This is a genomic window from Vibrio sp. B183 (assembly GCF_000740665.1).
Taxonomy (GTDB): Bacteria; Pseudomonadota; Gammaproteobacteria; order Enterobacterales; family Vibrionaceae; genus Vibrio; species Vibrio coralliilyticus.
Map to the genome: position 1 here is coordinate 171,530 of NZ_JPQB01000005.1, position 15,826 is coordinate 187,355.

Genomic DNA, 15,826 nt, shown 5'->3' on the forward strand with positions numbered 1-15,826 from the left:
AAACCTAATATTGCACATTTAACCGCTAAACCAAACTGATTAAAATCAGTAAAACACCTGAGTTATCTGTTGCTAGCGATAGAATATCTCTCCGGTTTGTGCGTCCAGATAAATCTTGTTTGCCTGCTTTAGCCCACCGCAGTATACAAAGTAGACATCTCTTTGCTCAAACGTCAAAGAACGAACCCAACCACTGGTTTCTTCAAAGTCCTCTGGTTCACACGTTTTTTCTTTGAGCAATTGATCTGTCTTTTTCACAAACATTTCAAAGTGCTGTTTGAAGTCGTCTGATTTTTCTATGTAGCTGCTGACGGTTTCAACCCGCTCCTCTTTAGTAATGGTTGGTGCCACTTCCAGCAGAGCTTCCATTGGCACCCATTCCGCCACTTCTTCACCACCCTCTTCGTAGACATAGTAAGGAGAAATTCTTCCCCAGCCGTCTTTTTTCTCAAGAATATGCAGTTTATCTCCGCGATAGGCCACACTTTCGACGAAAGCGTCATACCTAGGATATTCTCTAATCCCGAGTTTAGGAGGGCTAACGTAAAAGTCTGTCACTTCGGGTTTCGGTGGTGGAGGCACTTCTTCTTTTACTGGTTCTGGCGGTGGCTCTTTGTTTTCTTCCATCAGCGCAGCCGCTGCGGCCGCATCTTGTTGCGGCTTTAAGTAGAAGATGTAATAACCACCACCCGCACACGCAATGCCGAGCAGCAGAAGAACAACCATGAGTATCTTTTTCATATCGTGTTAGTGTCTTATCTATACTTAAGCCATCTGTCATGAACAATATAGCTAATATGAAATGGCACGGGCTATATCTCACTGTAGCGGCATTTATGCTGATCACTTTACCAATTAAAGGTGTAAGTGAGCATTGTCGTGAAGATACGTGGAATCAAGCCCTCAACTTTCAAAAGCAAGTAGAGTCCTGGTACAACAAAAAAGCCAGCAAATTCAATCAATTCCTAGCTTTCCATAAACAACAAGCATTTCTGTATCAAGAATTTAGCACAGAGGAGCTGTCTGCTTTGTGGGACTCCAAAAACGAGCTACACCAAAAGAGAATCCTGAGCCAGTCAAAGGCTGCCACCATCGCTGTAGCGCGCCTTCAAGAAGAGAGTGTTGCCATTCACCAACAGTCTTCAATCATAGATCGAGCTTACGACAAATGGAAAAACATTTACACACACTGCAACCAAGCTGAACTCAAGATAAACAGCTCCTCCAGTCAGCACTATATGAACGTAAATCTTACTATGAAAAAAGAGACCGAAAGCCTCCAAAAGAAACTCGGTGTGATGATCAAAACTTATCAAAGAGAAATCGAGGCTATCAAAGCACTCAAACCATGAAATACGTTGGGTGATCAGCTCGCCAATTTACGCAAGTCAGCTTCACGGACATATTTAAGTTGAGGCTTCACAAATTCCCTAAGCTGATTGATAGAGAAAGGCTTATCCAAACACTCTAAACCAAAAACCTCTCCTAGTTTTCTGTCGTTACCCAGCAGTACCAGTCGGCCACCCTTTTCGAACAAAGAACCCGTATAAAGTTGAGAACAAAGTACTTCGATATCACGTTCTGAACTAAGTTTGCTATCAGTATCCAACAAGATTAAGTCTGGCGCGCCTTGGCTCCAAAAATGTTTTACTTGATGGCGTCTATAAAGTTTAGAGGCTTGAGGGTGGGAGCACGCCAGAATCTTTGGATCTTCGCAAATCGATACTATCGTATTTCGTATTGTTGTACATATCAGCGGATATTCACTGATGATTAATACATCCAACGCTCATCGCCCCTATTTCCTATCAATTAAGCTGTCACTTTAAACGTGACAAGGGCGACGAGATTCCACAAACTTCAACCAGATTACAAATGATTAATTAACATTAAACCTCAACAATAAGCCAATAAGAAACAATTCAATTTAATATCAATACCTTACTTAAAGTAACAATGATAACTCCTTAACATTATGAAGTTTTCTGAACACCACTTTTAAGGAAAATCACACCTGTTTTCTGATTACCGGTTAACCACCACTGCCGACTTCAATCCTTTCACCACAATTTTTTTTCAGGTATCAAACGCGTCAAAGACTTAGACACCGTTCAACAAACATCACCTCACCAGTTTGCGGAAGGAGTAGAAACTGCTGAGCAATCGGCGTATTTACTTTCGAGAAATGTACATCAACAACAAGGTTTTCTATTTGCTAAACCTATGCCCTATGAACAACTCACGGACTGGCGTAACCAATACGAACATTCATCATAGTTAAACGCCTCTTGGGATATACACAAGTAAGCTCAGCATCAACACTAAAGCCTCAGAACAGATCAACCATGATCTCAACCTACCGATGAAGTTGGTGTTCCACTGCCACAGCTAATGCAACGGTTGCTCCCACCATAGGGTTGTTGCCCATTCCGATAAAACCCATCATCGCAACGTGAGCAGGCACGGAGGAACTACCAGCAAACTGGGCATCTGCGTGCATTCTTCCCATTGTATCCGTCATACCATACGAAGCAGGACCTGCTGCAACGTTGTCTGGGTGAAGAGTTCGACCTGTACCACCACCCGAGGCGACTGAAAAGTAGTGGCGACCCAGTGCATTGCATTCCGATTTATAGATACCAGCGACGGGATGCTGGAAGCGTGTCGGGTTGGTTGAATTGCCGGTGATACTGACATCTACCGATTCTCGATGCATGATGGCAACACCTTCACGTACCTCGTCGGCACCGTAGCACAAGATATCGCCTCGTGCGCCTTCAGAAAAACGCTTACGCTCAACTTCGATCAGTTGATTGGTTTGGTAATCAAACTCTGTTCGAACATAGGTAAAACCGTTGATACGAGAAATAAGATAAGCTGCATCTTTACCTAGGCCATTCAGGATAACTTTCAGCGGTGTTTGTCGAGATTTATTGGCATTGAGCGCAATTTTAATCGCCCCTTCTGCAGCGGCAAATGATTCATGCCCTGCCAAAAATGCAAAGCACTGGGTTTCTTCACTGAGCAAGCGAGCAGCTAACGCTCCATGCCCAAGCCCAACTTCTCGCTGCGCCGCAACACTGCCTGGTTTGCAATATGCCTGCAAACCCTCTCCTATGATATTTGCTGCGTCTACCGCTGTCTGAGCTTTTCGACTAATAGCGAGTGCGGAACCCAACGTATAAGCGTCACAAGCATTATCGAAGGCTATGGGCTGAGTCTCCAATACGATTTTTTTAGGGTCAATACCAAAACTCATGCAGTAGTCGTGAGCTTGCTCGATGGAAGATAAGTTCATCTCTTGAAGTAATTGAGTCATTGAAACATTCATAACGGCAAGCTCCTATTAAGCGGTACGTGGGTTGATGACTTTACAGGCCTCTTCAAATCGGCCATAACTGCCCGTCGCCATTATCATGGCTTCTTGCGCATCCACTCCCTGATCAATGTCTGCCATCATCTTGCCCAAGTTCAGATACTGGTACCCAATAACCTCATTTCCTTCATCTAGGGCAAGTTTAGTAACATAACCCTCAGCCAGTTCCATATAGCGAACCCCCTTAGCAATCGTTGAGTAACTAGTACCTACTTGGCTCCGCTGTGATTTGCCTAAGTCTTCAAGTGCCGCCCCGACTTCTAATCCGCCTTCAGACAAAGCCGACTGTGTCCGTCCATAGACAAACTGAAGAAAAATTTCTCGCATTGCAACGTTAATGGCATCGCACACCAAGTCAGTATTCAGTGCTTCCAGAATGGTTTTGCCTGTGAGAATTTCCGCTGCCATAGAAACAGAATGCGTCATGCCTGAGCAGCCAATAGTTTCGATTAACGCTTCTTCAATAATCCCTTGCTTCACATTGAGCGTTAGCTTTGCGGCCCCTTGTTGCGGGGCGCAAGTACCAACCCCATGACTCAGGCCTGAGATAGCGATGACTTCTTTCGGACGAATCATCTTGCCTTCCACGGGAATAGGAGCTGATGGATGTAATTCCCCGCGTTGAATCGGGCACATGGATTGAATTTCAGAAGAGTATTGCATGGCGTTTTCCTTTATTTCGGAAAACAAGCGAGATTTGGCTGTGTATTTAACTGCTACAGAACCGACGACCTGCGTATAAGCAGACTGTCTATCGACGAATCACTTGTTTTCGTATTCTGTAGGAGTCATCAGCCAGAGTGGCGGTTAAGTAGGTGGAACCCCATCACCTTGCGTAATTAGAATAGATCTCTATCACATTTGATGACAAGCGCTCGCTTAGAACAATTATATATTAAAAAAGGCCGCCTTAGATTTTCCCGAGAATTAACACAAAAAGAAAGGCTGCTTTAAAAGCAGCCTTACTTATCACACACATCGCTTACTAGGCGTGGTCACAACCTGATCTTTAGTACCTGCATAAAATACGATGATTTCAGCTGGCTCATCACCCTCGTTGCGGCCGTAGTGACAGGTATTCACGACTTCAATAAGTGAATCACCCGCTTTCATTTTCAGTACTTTCTTGCCGGCAACCTTGTCTTGAGTAATAACCGTCAATTGGCCTTTGGTTAAAACACCAGCGTTGATTGCTGGGTGCTCATGCAATGGAAGCTGTGCTTTAGCTGGGATAGTAATCTTCAGGACAGTAATTTCAGGTGTTCCCTTGCCATACGCTGGCAGTTCCGTGCCCTCCCAACTCAACGTAGATTTTGCTAGCTGTTCAACTTTAGGCGCTAGTTTATCACTTAGGCTTGGCTCTTCGCTCGCCAAAGCCTGACCAGAAAAAGTGGCTACAAGACACGCTGCTACAAGTAGTTTTTTCATCATTTCATCCTGAGAATTAGTTGTTTGTTATTTAGCATTCTATTGATTGCGACCAGCCGTATTAAATACCATTTATTCGCAACGGCGACAGAATATATTTCAGAACAAAAACCTGTCAAACAAATATTCGTTAAATTCAAAAATTTACTTTTACATTTTAAATCAGAACTTTAAATTACAAACATTAACAAAATAAGGTCTCCAAAAATAAAACAAAAATCAGCACAATCATACAAAAACTAGCCAAATGGATAGTTAGAATTGGCATCAAAAGCAAATATGACAGTATTATGAACCAACATTGACGATGTAATTTATTAAAATAAACTCAGCTCTTACTTAATATTAATTATAAGTTGAGCAAAGATTACTCTGTGTGGAGAGGCTTTATTGAGTAGGATAACCATAGTGAGAATCTATGACACATTTTCATTACAACAAAAGCGGCCTGAAACCCCAATAGGGAGGGAGAGCTTCAGGCCTATTCAGAATTAATCCGTCAATTTGTCACATTTAGCGGCACAAATGAAATCATTGCGGTGCAAGCCTTTTATAGAATGGCTCCACCACGTTACGGTCACTTTCCCCCACTCCAATAAAATGGATGGATGGTGGAACTCATCCTCGGCCAACTCAGCGATTTTGTCAGCGAACGCCCACGCGAGTTTAAAGTTTTTAAACCTGTATTCTTTTTCCAACTGAGGAATACCATCACGTTCTATAAGCTGCCAGTCGTTAAGCTCAGTAAGCAGGAGTCTTTGTTCTTCTTTATTTAGTGCTACAGCGTCACTGCTGCAAGCTTCACAACGTAGTTCATTAAGCATGTGTTATTTCCTTAGGTTCAAACAATGGAGGCAACAACCCCTCTTTCATCGCTTGGTGTACATGAAACATTAAGTCTGTCTTGCTCAGTTTGTACAGCTGCTTGATATCTTTGAGAATAAAATAGGCGGGCTGCATTATATCGATGCGATAAGGGGTACGTAGCACCGTCAGGATATCGAATCCTTCTCTCAATGGACGTTCATCGTCCAATGCATACAGTGTTTCGCCAGGAGAAGACAAGATACCACCACCGTAAATTTTGCTTTCAGAGCCTTCTTTAACCAAGCCAAACTCAACCGTGAACCAATAAAGTCTTGCGAGATAAACGCGTTCTTTACTGCTGGCCTTTTGTCCGAGCTGACCATAAGTATGAGTAAACTCGGCAAACTCAGGATTGGTTAACATGGCACAATGGCCAAAAATTTCGTGGAAAAAGTCCGGCTCTTGCAGATAATCAAACTCCTCACGAGAACGCAAAAAGGTCGCTACCGGGAATTTTTTATCCGCTAATAGGGCAAAGAAACGGTCAAAATTGATTAACGCTGGGACAGGCTCAACTTGCCAGCCCGTTTCATTTAACAAAACTTTATTGATTTCAGGCAGTTGTGGAACTCGATCTATTGGTAAATCAAGCAACTCCAAACCGCGCAAATATTCCTTACAGGCACGTTCATTCACTAAGTCTAACTGACGAGAAACCAAATCGTGCCAGATCTGATCTTCCTCGCTACTCCAGTCGACAAATCCTTGTTTATTAATGGGTTTAGATACGTATTGAGTCATCACTTTTCCTTTTAACAACTCCTTTACATTAAGCCTATCGCCTCACGAAATTGGTGACAATTCACCTACAGACATCCTCGGCCAAACATCTGTAACATATTTTTTACATTTGACTGTTTTTTGCTTATTTATCAGCGATATGTTTATTCTCTGATTGTTTGACTTTGGCTGTATTTGCAACAAAACTTAGCCATAGTTAAGGAAAAGTGTGTAAGACGAGGAAGTCATGTCCACTCAAGAGTCAGTTGAGCTGTCCCCTCTTTGGGATCCCAGCGAAGAAAGAATGGCGTCATCTAATCTGTACCAGTTTATTCAGCATATCAACATGCAGGGTGAGGCCATTGAGAGCTACAGCGATTTGCATCAATGGTCTGTAGAAAACAAAAAGCATTTCTGGCTGGAAATCTGGCAATTTTGTGATGTTATCGGCTTTAAAGGCGACTGCATTCACGGCGAAGGTGTCGCACGTTGGGGGCAATTTTCATCTAGCCGCGACACAATATGGTTTCCTCAATCTCAACTCAATTACGCTGAAAACTTGCTCTCTTATGCGTTTCAGGAGCCAGAAGGTATCGCTATCTGGTTCAAAAACGAGAGAGGCCAGAGCCGTAAGCTCACCTGGCAACAGCTGTGCGATCAAGTCTCCATACTACAGCAATGGCTAAAACAAAATGGTGTCGAAAAAGGCGATGTCGTCGCTGGCTATCTTCCACACATGCCCGAGACAGTAGTCGCGATGCTGGCGACGACCAGCTTAGGTGCGATATGGACATCGACGTCACCAGACTTTGGTGTTGAGAGCGTGAAGGAGCGCTTTGGTCAGGTTCAGCCTAAGATTTTGTTCTGCTGTAACGGTTATAGTTTCAATGGCAAAACGTTCAAAATGGATGAAAAAAACAATCAGATTGTGCAATCGATATCCAGCATCCAGAACACATGCCATATTGATTATCTGCAAATTGGTCAAGAGAGCCCATTTGGCAATGAACAATTTTCAGACTGGGAATCCATTCTCGCTAGTTACATCCCTCGCGGCCTCCGATATCAGCGAATCGGTTTCAACGATCCGCTGTTCGTTCTTTACTCGTCAGGAACAACAGGCAAGCCGAAGTGCATCGTACACTCGGTTGGTGGCACCACACTTAACCATTTAAAAGAACATCAACTCCACTGCGATATCCAACCACGTGATCGCGTGTTTTACTACACCACCTGCGGCTGGATGATGTGGAACTGGCACGTCTCAACCCTTGCCAGCGGTGCAACACTGGTTATTTTCGACGGCAGTCCGATGTATCCAATGCCAAGCGTGCTTTGGGAGCTAGCGGAAGAAGCTCAAGTCAGTTTGTTCGGGACATCAGCCAAATACCTTGAAGCTCTACAAAAAGCCGAATTTAATCCGAGTCATTACTACAATCTGGATAATCTTAAGACCCTCTGCTCCACTGGTTCAGTTCTGTACCCTCAGCAATTTGATTATGTCTACAGCCGCATCAAGGCAGATCTGCATCTGGCTTCTATCTCGGGCGGCACAGATATCTGTGGCTGCTTTGTGATTGGTAACCCGCTCTCTCCTGTCTATCGTGGCGAGTGCCAGGCACCCGGCCTTGGGTTGGATGTACGCGTTTTTGACGAGAAAGGACAATCCGTTGTTAATCAACGGGGCGAATTGGTCTGTTTAAATAGCTTTCCGAATCAACCAGTCGGTTTTTGGCACGATGATGGCGAGCGTTATCACAACGCCTATTGGGACAAGTTTGACAACACCTGGCATCATGGCGACGACGTAGAAATGACCGACAACGGCGGCATGGTTTTCTATGGGCGGAGCGATGCCACACTCAACCCTGGCGGAGTAAGAATCGGAACTGCAGAGATTTATCAGCAAGTAAATCAACTCTCTGAGATTAAAGATTCCATTGCAGTTGGCCGTGTGCTTGATGGGGATGAAAAAGTCGTACTTTTTGTTCAACTCGATAGCGATAAGACGCTGAGTGATGAATTGATTTCAACCATCAAGCTGCAACTGAAAACCCAATGCTCCCCAAGGCATGTACCTGCAGAAGTTTACGCCATCAGTGAAGTCCCGAAAACCAAGTCTGGTAAGCTCGTTGAGCTGGCCGTAAAACAAGTGTTGCATGGTAAAGATGTACAGAATAAAGGCGCTATCGCGAACCCTCAGGTTCTTGACGAAATCGCTCAATATGCAACACAAACGGTTTCCTAAAATAAAAAGCCCGAACGATTAAGTTCGGGCTTTCCAAATCTGCTAAACCAGTATTACTTCTTGGCCACTGCCATCAATACGGTCAATTTCCCTTGAGGCGAATCGATACTGAATGGTGTCGTCACTTCAACTTCATCAAACCCAACACTGCTGAGTACTTGCAATACATGGGTCGGTGTCATTCCACCCTCTTCGTCTTTCTCCGATAGCCAGTCCCAATGTACAAAGTGATTTCCTTTATTGAGCAGGCTATAGACAATATCAACGACATCAGAATAGTTGGGCAGAAAGCTACATACTGACGATGCAACCACCAAGTCAAATTGATTCCGGAATGCGGGGTGCATTGCTACTAAGCCCCGTGACAGAAGATCAACGACTGGCTCTACATTGTCGAGCTCTTTCTTATCTAATTGCTCGATCATAGCCTCTGAGCTATCTAATGCTACGATATCTTTCGCGAAAGGAGAAAGCTTCTGGCTAAGTAGTCCTGTACCACAACCAAAATCGAGAATGCGCTTCCCTTGGACACCGACAATTTCTTGTAGAGAGTCAAACGCTTTCTGTGCATACAATACTGCTGAAGGCTCGTTTTCCCACTCTGCTGCGTAATCATCCCAATTAGTAGCCATCATGATCTCCCTGTTACCTCATTCATTTGGCGTCAAACAAGAGTATCAAAACTACATGAAATTCATAGCTTTTGGCGCCAGAAAACAGACAAGCGTAGTGTATTCTTATAACATTAGCTTATATAAGCACCAAATACGCGAATACCCCAGATGAACCTATCGCAGATTGAAGCCTTCTGTACCATTGCTGACACTGGGTCAGTATCTGAAGCCGCCAGACAACTCGAATGTAACCGCACAAAGTTAAGCATGTCGATTAAAGCCCTGGAAAAAGACCTAAATATCGAACTGTTTGTCCGAACAGGCAACCATGTCTCTCTCTCTGAAGCGGGTAAAGCCATCTATAAAGACTGCCAGAATATGTTAGTCACTGTTTCACGCATTCGTCAGACCTGTGCTCAAGTTTCCGGTGAATTCAACGCAGAAGTCTGGATAGCTCGCGATGATTCGCTGCCAGATGACATGTGGCAAGACCTTTCACACCGGCTCAATAATAAGTTTCCTGCTACTTCGTTTAATATCGTGCTTGCGTCTAGTGGGGACCTGGCAAACCTAGTTGCCACTCAACAAGTCGACTTTGCTTTTGGCGTCGATTATGAACGCATCGATGACCCACATATTAGTTATCACCCTTTAGGCAAAATCCGCCTCATGTCGGTATGTAAGGCTGATCATCGTCTCAGCCAGCTTCGACGTGTTTCGGATGATGAATTACGTAATGCGATGCAAGCGGTTATGGTCTATCTCAACGAAAAAGACAACCCTGAACTACAGCCGTTCTCCCTGCGCCATATCGGTTTCTCCAGCTTTGATTACATGCTAAGTACTATTCTCACAGAAGACGCTTGGGGCGTATTGCCTGAACCGCTGATCCGCCATCATTTACGTAAACAAGAACTTGCCGTCATCAAGCATACTTACGGCTTAACACAGGAAGACTATTGTATGTTCACTGCAGCTGGCATGGCAGAGCACCCAGGCATGTCGTGGCTGGCGGATAAGCTTAACGAATACTTGTTTGATTTCTAACTGTTTCGCCATCGTTTTCTACGGCTACGGTGGCACTATACTCCTTCCAGCTTTACAATACGACAGTCAGTGTCAATTTTAATGGCACCGAAATTTAACACTATCTCATTGAATTTAAAGAACAAGGTATGTAACGCGTCTATTTCCGTCTATTTTTAGCACAGATCAAGTTTGTCAAATACGTTCAGTGCGAGAAGAATAAGAGTATGTATAGCGAAGAGAATACTCTATGTGTGACAGGACAAGCATAAATGAAAAACGAATACTGATTTTCTCAGCCCTTTTAGCTTCAGGCTTTGCAGGTGGTGGATTAGTACTCGGGATGCTTGTTGGTTCACTGGTTATTGTATTTGATGGTGTTTATTCATCTGTCAGTCTGCTGCTAACTTTATTGTCGCTCGCCGCTTCTAAATACATTCAGAGCCCTTCTCGAAGCCACTTCCCGTTTGGTAAGGCCGTACTTGAACCAGTGGTCATTGCCATTAAAGGCAGTGTCATCCTCGCAGTCGTCAGTTACTCACTCTACTCTGCACTTATCGCCGTTTTCAACGGAGGACGTGAGGTTGATGCTTCAATCGCAACTTTGTTTGGTGTGATCAATGTATTAGGTTGTGGCTATGCATGGTGGCACATTGCTCGTAAGTCAAAGCGCTTTTCCTCCGGCCTGATCGAGGCGGAAGCCAAACAATGGCAGATGGATACCCTGCTCAGCGTAGCGGTCACATTGGGCTTTATTGTCGCATGGGGTGTCGCTCTATCCCCCCTAGCAGAGTACTCCGTCTATGCCGACCCTATGATGATGATTCTTATGTCGTTTTACTTTGTAAAAGTACCCTTCGACATGCTGAAAGAAGCCATTAGAGAGTTATTAATGATGTCGCCAAGTGATGAAATTTGCGATGTCGTTGATCAAGAAGTGTTAGCGCTAGATAAAGAAGTTAAGCAGCACATCGAGCTCACCGCCGTTACTAAGGTAGGCCGTGAACTTAGAGTTAACCTAGATGTCCACTCCACAGAAAAACAGGTGGCTGTGGCCGATCTCGAACGAACTCGCCGTATTTTGAAAAATAAACTGGCTAAGCTACCACTCGATTTAAGGCTTAATTTGAATATTGCCAGCTAATCAAGCTATTGTTTATATACCTTAAACGCCCTCTTTAGAGGGCGTTTTTATTTATAACCCTACAAAAAGCGCCAGTTAGTTCTATTATTATGTATATGATTTCATATTGAACATCTCCACGCCAAGATGGAGAGGTAGTACCACGAGATACATCAAGGTTGGCGCCTATGAAGAACCCATTTACAGCACTACTGGCAGACAAACAATCAAAGAAAACAGCCCCTCAGCAAGACGACAGTATAAAAACAAGTGTGTTAGATTTACTGTCTGACGGTATGGTGATCTTCGATGGACAAGTCGGCTCCAACGCTATTTTCTACGCCAACCCAGCCTTTCTCAAATACTACGGCCTTCCGTCCAACCAAGTTATTGGTCGCAATATCATTGAGTTCTATTCGCACTACCTGAATGATGATCATATTGCTGAGCTTCATAGTGCCGTTCACGAGGCGACGTCTCACACCACTGAAATTTGTGTCAATCAAGAAACAAAGAAAGGCTGGCTGCGTATCAACTTAGAAGCAATGAGGAAACAAGGAGGTGGCAACCATTACCTAATTCTCAATCAGGCCGACATCAGCCAAATGAAGCAGGTTCGTCAAGAACTGAAAACATCCAACCAAAAACTTCAGCAGTTAGTATCCAATCAGAACCAGCGAATTAATGAACAAGAAGTACAAATGGGGGTTATGTTTGAACAGGCAGTCGATAATATGCTGCTTCTCAATGCTGAGTTGAAAGTTCTCGACGTTAATGACTCGGCACTTTCCCTTTTCGAGCACAGCAAGTCTGACTTACTTGGATTAGAACTGACGTCACTCCTCTACGAGTTCACAGAGAACAACATTGAAGACAAGCTCTCAAGTGTTGAAATGTATCAAGAAGTACCGCTGGACGAAGTGATTAAAGTCAGTCGAACCAGCGATGTGCTAAGCCTACTAGGTTCCGTCCGATACATAACGATGAAAACGCAAAAGTATATTGTCCTAACTTTGCGAGACATCAGCAAAGAACAAATGGCTCAGAACGAACTGAGAAGAAGCCAGAGTGAGCTAGAAGAAGTCGTCAGAAGTTTAAATCTGGCTACACAAGCTGGTGGCATCGGTATATGGAGTTGGGATTTTACAACCAATGAGCTCTCTTGGGATGACCGCATGTACGAGATATATGGCGTTGACCCAGACAACTGCAAGAACAACTACACCATGTGGCAAGAGAGAGTATTGGAAGAAGATATATTTACTGCTGAAGAAGCCCTCAACAAAGCCAGAGAAAACCTCACTCAGTTCAACTCTGAATTCAGAATACAACTACCCGACAAGGAGATACGTTGGATAAAGGCCGCGGCAAACGTTTTATTTGATCAAGATGGAACCACCCCTATTGGTATGGGCGGCATCAATATTGACGTAACAAAAGAGAAAAATGCACAGGCAAATCTAAGACATGAAAGTGAAATCGCCTTAGCGGCCAGTGAAGCAAAATCCATGTTTTTGGCCAACATGAGTCATGAGATAAGAACACCGATGAACGGCGTAGTCGGTATGCTAAGCCTCCTTAGTGAATCAGAGCTCAATGGTGAACAGAAAAGTATGGTCACAACCATCAAAGATTCTGCTCTAACTCTACTGCACATTATCAACGACATCTTAGACTTTTCGAAAATCGAAGCCGGCCAAATGTCACTGGAAAGTGTTCCTGTTGAACTGCAAAAGCTTATAGAAAGAACCTTGGATGTTCTCTGTTTACAAGCAAACAACAAAGGTATAGAGCTCTATTTAACTTACGATGCTAGCCTGCCGAAAGTCATAATGAGTGACAGTGTCAGGCTCAGCCAAGTGTTGTTGAACCTTGTTGGCAATGCTGTCAAGTTCACAGACAGCACCGATGAGATGAAAGGCAAGGTGTGGGTCTCAGCCACATTAAACCAGCACGACATTGCTCCCTACGTCGAGATTATCATTGAGGATAATGGTATCGGTATGACAGAAGAGCAGATCGAAAAGCTGTTCAAAGCATTCAGTCAAGCGGATACCAGTACAACCAGACTTTATGGCGGGACAGGTTTAGGTCTATCCATAACCCGCTCTCTGCTAGAAATGATGGGAGGTGATATCCATGTTGATAGTCGCTTTGGTGTTGGAAGCCGCTTCTCCGTTGAACTTCCTTTCATTGAGGTGGAAGAGCCACCTCAAGATCCAACCCCCAACTATGTGAACGGTTCTAGAATTTTATTCGTCACCAATGATCAGAACATAGCCACTTTCTGCGATATCAACTTAGCTAACTTCCGCTGCAAAACCAACTGTGTAGCTAATATGCAAAGAGCTATTGCGGTACTTGATTACGCGAAGAAAGCTGGCGCAACCATCGACCTGATTATCGTTGGCCCTGACTTATATCACTATTATGAGGAAAAGCCACTCTCCCAGTTCAACTCAGCACTACTTGAAGAGCAAAAATTCATTTTTCTCTCTCGCGACCCTAGCATTGAGTCTGGCCTAACAAAATCTAACTATTACGTCATGCCATGCAGCCCTTTCAAACCCAGTGAACTCACCACTGCGATAGGCGTCATGCGAGAACTCATTAGTTGTGAGAGGAACATAAAGCCTATCGTAAATGAACCAAATCAAGACATTCGTGAAAACAAAACTGGGCTAATCTTAGTTGTCGATGATCAACCCACCAACCGTGATGTAATACAGAGGCAGTTAAATCACTTAGGCTACCAATGTGAAATGGCAGTTCATGGTCAGGAGGCATTACACAAATGGAGAAATGGTTCGTTTGATTTGGTCCTAACCGACTGCCACATGCCAGTAATGGATGGGTATGAACTTGCAAAACAAATCAGAGAATCCGAAAGGAGAGACAAAACCTTAGGCCATACACCAATCGTAGCAATTACCGCCAATGCAATGGTTGAAGCCTCTGAGCAATGCATTGCTTCAGGGATGGACGACTATTTAACCAAGCCAGTCGAACTCAAAACTCTTGATAAATCGATCGAGAAATGGATGCAGCTCTCCCCTATCCCCTTAGAAGAAAAACCGTCTGAAGAACCATCTTTAGAACCTGAAGACGTTGAAGTGCCGACAGCAAAACCTCCACATGATCCAATCTGCATGTCTACTCTAGAGCAGATTTTGGGCACCAGAGAACTGTCTATCGTGGCACCTTTGCTTGAAGGGTATTGGGAGTCTGTTAACGAAGACATTGAAAAAGCGGAGATTGCGCTCACCGATAAGAGCGATGGTGATCTCCAACAGATCGCCCACGCAGCCAAAGGTGCCGCTCGTTCTGCGGGAGCAGAAGAGCTCGCGGACAAATTTGAAGTGCTGCAAAACACGGCACACCTGAAAAACTGGCCAGAACTGTCTGACACACTAAGCAGCGCTAAGGTAGAACTGAAACGCTTACAGAGTTACCTAGTTGAGCACTCAATTATCGAAGACACGGAAGTAATATATGAGTAACTATGACCCGACCAATTTTACGATTTTAGTCGTAGAAGATCACAAGTTCTCTCGCCAAGCACTCGTCGGAATGCTAGTGAGAGGTGGTTACGAAAATTTGCTTTGCGCGAAAGATGGTATGGAGGCCATGACAAAATGCGCTGAAAACAAGATAGACTTGATCATCACCGACATCAACATGCCTAACATCAACGGGCTAGAGCTCATTAAAGCCATTCGAACAAATGAAGCCCAAATCGCCTGTGACACTAGGATAATCGCGGTAACAACGCTATCAGATACTGCGACGATTTCCGCTTGCATGACATTAGAAGTCGATGCATTTCTCGTGAAGCCTATTAATATCAAATCCGCCAAAGAAAAAATCCAGAGCGCGATCACCGAACCAAAATGTTTGTACCAACAGCACTTTTATAGTGATGTCAGTACAAGTATTAATTTAGCGCCTCAGCCAAACGAGCCCGATACAACCAAACGTATTCGCTCCATTGATAGTCGAGTTCATGAGTTGTCACAACTTTCTGAACTCAAAGAAGGAATGACACTGGTCTACGATATCAATGCGGTTTCTGGAGGCTGCTTACTAAGAGCAGGAACAATACTCAACAAAAAGCTCATTTTACGTTTGTTTGAACTGAGTAAGATTGTCGATACAAATAGTATTGTCGTGCGAGAAGATAAGACCCAAATGGCTGTTTAAGCTTGTTTTCTAAAATTGAGAATCAAAATGAGAACTCGCAAATATTTCCGACTCTGAGAGAAAAATGATAACTCTCTAGTAACGAAAGCGCTTTACAAAAAGACAATAAAACATTGATTTAAAACAAAAATAACTCAAGTACCATCCGAAATAAATAATTGGTTCGATATTTGCTATTCTATTGTTAGACAACACTATTCTCAGCTTAATCTCGTTATGAAGGA

14 protein-coding genes and 1 riboswitch are annotated in these 15,826 nt (G+C 43.9%); of the genes, 6 read left to right on the plus strand and 8 right to left on the minus strand.

All coding sequences use genetic code 11. From position 1 onward, the window contains the following. Positions 1-72: 72 nt before the first annotated feature. The gene (locus IX95_RS06450; protein WP_029236180.1) at positions 73-741 is read right to left on the minus strand and encodes a hypothetical protein; all 669 of its coding nucleotides are present in this window, start codon (positions 739-741) and stop codon (positions 73-75) included. A 38-nt stretch (positions 742-779) separates the two neighbouring features. On the opposite strand from IX95_RS06450, the gene IX95_RS06455 reads away from it, so the two are divergent. Continuing rightward, positions 780-1,352, plus strand: coding sequence for a hypothetical protein (locus IX95_RS06455; RefSeq protein WP_235202590.1), 573 nt, complete (start codon positions 780-782; stop codon positions 1,350-1,352). Between the two features lie 14 nt (positions 1,353-1,366). Here IX95_RS06455 and IX95_RS26230 read toward each other — a convergent pair whose 3' ends face one another. The 6 genes from IX95_RS26230 to phhA form a co-directional block, all read right to left on the minus strand. Then, a complete protein-coding gene (locus tag IX95_RS26230; RefSeq protein ID WP_152562010.1) occupies positions 1,367-1,786 on the minus strand; it encodes a hypothetical protein in 420 nt (139 codons plus the stop codon). 570 nt (positions 1,787-2,356) lie between these two features. Then, complete coding sequence (locus IX95_RS06465; RefSeq protein ID WP_038158020.1) at positions 2,357-3,331, minus strand: GGGtGRT protein; 975 nt, start codon at positions 3,329-3,331, stop codon at positions 2,357-2,359. A gap of 15 nt (positions 3,332-3,346) precedes the next feature. Continuing rightward, complete coding sequence (locus tag IX95_RS06470) at positions 3,347-4,039, minus strand: iron-sulfur cluster assembly scaffold protein (RefSeq protein WP_038158022.1); 693 nt, start codon at positions 4,037-4,039, stop codon at positions 3,347-3,349. A 112-nt stretch (positions 4,040-4,151) separates the two neighbouring features. Further along, a riboswitch (Fluoride riboswitch) is annotated at positions 4,152-4,216 on the minus strand. A gap of 129 nt (positions 4,217-4,345) precedes the next feature. Further along, a complete protein-coding gene (locus IX95_RS06475) occupies positions 4,346-4,804 on the minus strand; it encodes a cupin domain-containing protein (protein WP_038158029.1) in 459 nt (152 codons plus the stop codon). A 491-nt stretch (positions 4,805-5,295) separates the two neighbouring features. Next, positions 5,296-5,628 (minus strand): 4a-hydroxytetrahydrobiopterin dehydratase, encoded by a 333-nt coding sequence (locus IX95_RS06480; RefSeq protein WP_006960730.1) that lies wholly within the window; start codon positions 5,626-5,628, stop codon positions 5,296-5,298. Continuing rightward, on the minus strand, positions 5,621-6,412 hold the full coding sequence (gene phhA / locus IX95_RS06485; protein ID WP_038158030.1) for a phenylalanine 4-monooxygenase: 792 nt from the start codon (positions 6,410-6,412) through the stop codon (positions 5,621-5,623). Before phhA ends, IX95_RS06480 begins: the two co-directional genes overlap by 8 nt. 226 nt (positions 6,413-6,638) lie before the next feature. On the opposite strand from phhA, the gene IX95_RS06490 reads away from it, so the two are divergent. Continuing rightward, positions 6,639-8,639 carry an acetoacetate--CoA ligase gene (locus IX95_RS06490; protein WP_038158031.1) on the plus strand — a complete coding sequence of 667 codons (2,001 nt, stop codon included), beginning with the start codon at positions 6,639-6,641 and terminating at the stop codon, positions 8,637-8,639. Positions 8,640-8,692: 53 nt separating this feature from the next. Here IX95_RS06490 and IX95_RS06495 read toward each other — a convergent pair whose 3' ends face one another. After that, entirely contained in the window at positions 8,693-9,271 is a 579-nt protein-coding gene (locus IX95_RS06495; protein WP_019276393.1) for a class I SAM-dependent DNA methyltransferase, read from the minus strand. 150 nt (positions 9,272-9,421) lie between these two features. Here IX95_RS06495 and IX95_RS06500 point away from each other — a divergent pair, with 150 nt between their 5' ends. The 4 genes from IX95_RS06500 to IX95_RS06515 all read left to right on the plus strand — a co-directional run bounded on the left by IX95_RS06500 (position 9,422) and on the right by IX95_RS06515 (position 15,602). Beyond that, positions 9,422-10,300 carry a LysR family transcriptional regulator gene (locus tag IX95_RS06500; protein ID WP_006960726.1) on the plus strand — a complete coding sequence of 293 codons (879 nt, stop codon included), beginning with the start codon at positions 9,422-9,424 and terminating at the stop codon, positions 10,298-10,300. Between the two features lie 229 nt (positions 10,301-10,529). After that, positions 10,530-11,423, plus strand: a complete 894-nt coding sequence (locus IX95_RS06505) for a cation diffusion facilitator family transporter (protein ID WP_038158035.1) — start codon at positions 10,530-10,532, stop codon at positions 11,421-11,423. Between the two features lie 167 nt (positions 11,424-11,590). After that, the gene (locus IX95_RS06510) at positions 11,591-14,902 is read left to right on the plus strand and encodes an ATP-binding protein (RefSeq protein ID WP_038158037.1); all 3,312 of its coding nucleotides are present in this window, start codon (positions 11,591-11,593) and stop codon (positions 14,900-14,902) included. Next, positions 14,895-15,602, plus strand: a complete 708-nt coding sequence (locus IX95_RS06515; protein ID WP_006960723.1) for a response regulator — start codon at positions 14,895-14,897, stop codon at positions 15,600-15,602. Before IX95_RS06510 ends, IX95_RS06515 begins: the two co-directional genes overlap by 8 nt. Positions 15,603-15,826: the final 224 nt, after the last annotated feature.

Coding starts and splice junctions, on each gene's coding strand:
- IX95_RS06455 (WP_235202590.1), top strand. CDS start 780: ATGAACAATATAGCTAATATGAAATGGCACGGGCTATATCTCACTGTA.
- IX95_RS06510 (WP_038158037.1), top strand. CDS start 11,591: ATGAAGAACCCATTTACAGCACTACTGGCAGACAAACAATCAAAGAAA.
- IX95_RS06495 (WP_019276393.1), bottom strand. CDS start 9,271: ATGGCTACTAATTGGGATGATTACGCAGCAGAGTGGGAAAACGAGCCT.
- IX95_RS06505 (WP_038158035.1), top strand. CDS start 10,530: ATGTGTGACAGGACAAGCATAAATGAAAAACGAATACTGATTTTCTCA.
- IX95_RS06450 (WP_029236180.1), bottom strand. CDS start 741: ATGAAAAAGATACTCATGGTTGTTCTTCTGCTGCTCGGCATTGCGTGT.
- phhA (WP_038158030.1), bottom strand. CDS start 6,412: ATGACTCAATACGTATCTAAACCCATTAATAAACAAGGATTTGTCGAC.
- IX95_RS06465 (WP_038158020.1), bottom strand. CDS start 3,331: ATGAATGTTTCAATGACTCAATTACTTCAAGAGATGAACTTATCTTCC.
- IX95_RS06500 (WP_006960726.1), top strand. CDS start 9,422: ATGAACCTATCGCAGATTGAAGCCTTCTGTACCATTGCTGACACTGGG.
- IX95_RS06515 (WP_006960723.1), top strand. CDS start 14,895: ATGAGTAACTATGACCCGACCAATTTTACGATTTTAGTCGTAGAAGAT.
- IX95_RS06490 (WP_038158031.1), top strand. CDS start 6,639: ATGTCCACTCAAGAGTCAGTTGAGCTGTCCCCTCTTTGGGATCCCAGC.
- IX95_RS06475 (WP_038158029.1), bottom strand. CDS start 4,804: ATGAAAAAACTACTTGTAGCAGCGTGTCTTGTAGCCACTTTTTCTGGT.
- IX95_RS06480 (WP_006960730.1), bottom strand. CDS start 5,628: ATGCTTAATGAACTACGTTGTGAAGCTTGCAGCAGTGACGCTGTAGCA.
- IX95_RS06470 (WP_038158022.1), bottom strand. CDS start 4,039: ATGCAATACTCTTCTGAAATTCAATCCATGTGCCCGATTCAACGCGGG.